Origin of the sequence: Microcystis sp. M53598_WE2, from assembly GCF_030067735.1 — a bacterium.
Lineage (GTDB): Bacteria > Cyanobacteriota > Cyanobacteriia > Cyanobacteriales > Microcystaceae > Microcystis > Microcystis aeruginosa.
Window position 1 is genome coordinate 1 of the sequence record NZ_JASJFE010000960.1, and the last position, 4170, is coordinate 4170.

General features: G+C 45.5%; 4 protein-coding genes and 1 pseudogene. 2 read left to right on the plus strand and 3 right to left on the minus strand.

Annotated features, from left to right (window positions below; translation table 11 throughout):
- A pseudogene (locus PX636_RS19685) lies at positions 1-325 on the plus strand (4-hydroxyphenylpyruvate dioxygenase); the annotation flags it as partial.
- Positions 326-356: 31 nt separating this feature from the next.
- Here PX636_RS19685 and PX636_RS19690 read toward each other — a convergent pair.
- Positions 357-893, minus strand: coding sequence for a retropepsin-like aspartic protease family protein (locus tag PX636_RS19690; RefSeq protein WP_288118416.1), 537 nt, complete (start codon positions 891-893; stop codon positions 357-359).
- Between the two features lie 83 nt (positions 894-976).
- A complete protein-coding gene (locus tag PX636_RS19695) occupies positions 977-1318 on the minus strand; it encodes a histidine triad nucleotide-binding protein (protein ID WP_288118418.1) in 342 nt (113 codons plus the stop codon).
- Between the two features lie 181 nt (positions 1319-1499).
- On the opposite strand from PX636_RS19695, the gene PX636_RS19700 reads away from it, so the two are divergent.
- On the plus strand, positions 1500-3026 hold the full coding sequence (locus tag PX636_RS19700; protein ID WP_002798811.1) for a YifB family Mg chelatase-like AAA ATPase: 1527 nt from the start codon (positions 1500-1502) through the stop codon (positions 3024-3026).
- A 168-nt stretch (positions 3027-3194) separates the two neighbouring features.
- Here PX636_RS19700 and PX636_RS19705 read toward each other — a convergent pair.
- The coding region (locus PX636_RS19705) for a hypothetical protein (RefSeq protein WP_288118420.1) at positions 3195-4170 on the minus strand (976 nt) is incomplete at its 5' end.

Sequence of the window (4170 nt, forward strand, 5' to 3'; positions counted from 1 at the left end):
AGAAAGAAAAGTAGAATTTTTATCAGTTCCCAACAGTTATTATCAGCGAATTAGCTATCAAAAAACAGATTTTAATATTGCTGATTGGGAATGGTTAGAAATTAAAAAACAGGAAATTCTCATTGATTTTGAACAAAATAGTCATTCCCTCCCGGAAAAGCCGACTTTACTGCAAATTTTCACTAAACCAATTTTTTCCCAGCCGACTTTCTTTTTTGAATTAATCGAGCGACGTCATGCCGCTAGAGGTTTTGGAGAAGGCAACTTCCGGGCCTTATTTGAAGCGATCGAACGGGAACAAATACAGCGAGGAACTTTAGATTAGAGTCAGAAAAGCGATAATTTTTCCCATCAGACTATGGACGATAACGTAATTCGATCACATCTTTTTTGATCGTGACATCATAGGAACCAAAAAAAGTTTGTCCCAAGAGTCCTAACCCTTCCATTTGGGGAGAAATACCAACAATCTGATTAGATAAAACCACCTCGCCCACTTTAACAGAATTAATGCGACCAAGATACACAGTAACGACACCGCCGGCGGTATGAGCGAGTACTTCCTTTTCCCGTTTGACTTTCATCGCTTTCGCCATGGCATCGGTAAGGACGATGCCACTAGCTCCCGTATCAAAAAGCATTTCATAATAGTGACGGTGATTAAAAACCACCATCACCGTGGGAATGCCGTTAACCCGGCGTTGAATCGGTAACTGATAAACTTGCGGGGAATTTTTCCTATTTCTGGATGAACTGCCACAGAGACGGCTAAGATCTATGTGTTGTCCATCTGCTCTTTGGAGAAAGCATTCCGATTGAGCGAGAGTCGCAGCGGTGAAGGGAAATAACAGCAGGGTGCTGGACAAAGCGATCGCAGAAAGAGACCTATTCATGGGTTCAACATCGAGAAGACTGACTCGGAAAAGAACGCTTCTAGCCCTATAATTGCCCAAAAATGCGGGACAATAACGGGGGTTTAACCGGGGGGCCAGGTCATTGGGCGATCGCCTAAGAGATGGACATGAAGATGATCGACGGTTTGACCCCCATGTTCCCCATTATTGATCACCACGCGATAACCTTGACTTAATTTAGCTTCGGCGGCCACCTTTTTAACAGTTAGTAACAAATGTCCCAATAAATTGCGATCGCTGTCGCTGGCTTCCTCTAGTTTCGGAATCGGTTTTTTGGGGATAATGAGGATATGGGTGGGTGCTTGGGGATTAACATCTCGAAAAGCGAGAACCAGATCATCTTCATAGACGATCGAGGCTGGAATTTCTTTACGGATAATTTTGCTAAAAATAGTCTCGCTCATAGACAAATTGCTTTTTTTTTCAACTATACCATTAAGCTCTCAGCTTTTCTGGTTAGGTTATACCGAGAAATAGGCTGATTTTCCGGGTAAATTCCCAGATAAAATCATTTTTATGCGGAAAACTAGCCGAACATCCTGTTTAATTTTCCTAAGAACTCACTTTATTTTTAGTTGAGCCAAAATGTTAGCAAGGGTTTGGAGTGCGGCAATTATCGGCATCGATGCCATTAAAATCGGGGTAGAGGTGGATGTATCGGGAGGATTACCCGGAATTGCCGTGGTGGGTTTACCCGATACCGCCGTGCAGGAGTCGAAAGAAAGGGTAAAAGCTTCCCTAAAAAATGCCGGATTTGCCTTTCCCATCCGCAAAATTGTCATCAATTTAAGTCCCGCCGATATCCGCAAAGAGGGGCCGATTTATGATTTACCGATTAGTATCGGCATTTTAGGGGCTTCCGAACAGGTAGAAGCCGATTTATTGGGGGATTTTCTCTTTTTAGGCGAATTATCCCTCGATGGTAGTTTGCGTCCCGTGGCGGGGGTTTTACCCATTGCTGCCGCTGCCGAAAAAATGGGGATTAAGGGTTTAGTGGTTCCTGCCGATAATGCCAAAGAAGCGGCCGTGGTTAAAGGCGTACAAGTGTATGGGTTTCGTCATCTATCGGAAGTGGTAAATTTCTTAAATGAACCCGATCGCCATTCACCGATGACTTTTAACGCTGCCGAGGAGTTCGGGCGATCGCAGGTAAATCTCCCCGATCTCAAGGATGTCAAAGGCCAAGCCATTGGTCGTCGGGCCCTGGAAATTGCCGCAGCTGGAGGTCATAACCTAATTTTTGTCGGGCCGCCGGGCAGCGGTAAAACCATGTTAGCGCGACGTTTACCAGGTATTCTGCCCCAGCTTACCTTTGCCGAATCCCTAGAAGTCTCCCAGATTCATTCCGTCGCCGGATTACTGAAGGATCGAGGTTCCCTGGTGCGCGAGCGTCCTTTTCGCAGTCCCCATCACTCCGCTTCCGGGGCAGCGCTGGTGGGAGGTGGCACTTATCCCCGACCGGGAGAAATCTCCCTTTCCCACCGTGGTATTTTATTTTTGGACGAATTAACGGAATTTAAGCGCAGTGTCTTGGAATATCTCCGGCAACCCCTAGAGGATGGTTATGTGAGCATTTCTCGCACTCGTCTTTCCGTCGCTTTTCCGGCGCGTTTTACCTTGGTGGCCAGTACCAATCCCTGTCCCTGTGGTTATTACGGCGATTCGGTGCAACCCTGCAGCTGTTCACCGCGACAACGGGAACAATATTGGGCGAAATTATCGGGGCCGCTTTTAGACCGTATTGACCTACAAGTGACGGTAAATCGCCTGAAACCGGAAGAAATGACCCAAGAGAGTCGGGGAGAAGCTTCTGAGCAAGTGCGGCAACGGGTAGAAAGGGCCAGACAAAAGGCCAGCGATCGCTTTCAGAATACGGGGATTCGCTCTAATGCGGAGATGAATTCCGAGCATTTGCGGGGTTTTTGCGCTCTTGATCATAGCAGTCGCCATATTTTAGAAGGGGCAATCCGAAAATTGGGTTTATCGGCCCGAGCAATGGATCGCATTCTCAAAGTTGCCCGCACCATTGCCGATTTAGGAGATAGTGAAATGCTGAAAAGTTCCCACGTTGCCGAAGCAATTCAGTATCGCACTCTCGATCGTTTAAGTTGAGTAGGGAGGCACAATTATTTGTAGGATGGGTTAGCGGTAGCGTAACCCATGCGGGCGTTGGGTTTCATGCTTCAACCCAACCTACGTTCTGAAAAAGTTTGTTGGTGGGGTTAGGAGTCGGTCGGGGAAGTCAGAATAACAGAATGACTTCCCACACCGCAAAAGCGATTAATCGGGCGATTCTAAGCGTTTTTGCCATTCTCGATCGATTTTATCCGAGCGCTCGCTCTCTTGTTCGAGATAGTCTTGATCCGTAGAATAACTAATATCAGCATCCCTAATCACTTTTTGGTCAGCGAATTGACGAGAGTAGGCCAGTTTTTGCTCTAATTCAGGATTACTTTGTGCTAATAAATCTGCTCTTTTTTCTCGCTGTTGATTGCGTTGATTAACCCGCTCATTTCTCCACTGTAAAAAGAAATAACGACCGAGGGGAATCCCCAAAAAAGCAGCGGCATAACTGAGGAGAAAACCGTAGATCCCTGTGACTATCGACCCCAGAGAACCGCTCAAATCGACACTATCACTGTTGAGCAAATATCCTAAAACTAAAGCGAGGATAAAGTTAACCGCCCCTAAACCTAAAGCTAAGATAATTTGACCGCTATCCGCTTCGCTAAACTTCCAGCGTTTTTCCTTTAGATAGGGCGAAACTGTTTGTAATTTTCTCTCTTTGGTTGTCACCTGTAGATCGGGAAAATAATAGATAATATCGCCTCGATCGGACACTTGCGGCAACCCATTAAAGCGGGTTAAAACTGGGAGTATATAGTCTTCTGTTTCCTCCTGACTGGGGGTAATACTATCGAGATAGGGGACAATTTGTGGAGCGACAATCGAGCCACGATTATTTTGAATTACTTTACCGATAGTTTGCCAGCGTCTCTCCTCTAAATTAAAATTAGGATCGCCATCGCCAAAAAGAAAAGAAAAAACTGCCTCGAGAAAATTCATCTTACTAGGGGGTTTTTCTGCCTTAACTTCCCGATCTCTTCTTTCGTAGTAGTTATTACCAAAATCGGGATAAAAAATCCAGAAAAAGTCCGTGGGAAAGAAGTTAATATTAATTTTGCTATCTCCAGAATTGTTATCCGAGTCACTATCTTTGAACATTAAGCCGATCAGGATCGCCAGAATAGCAAAC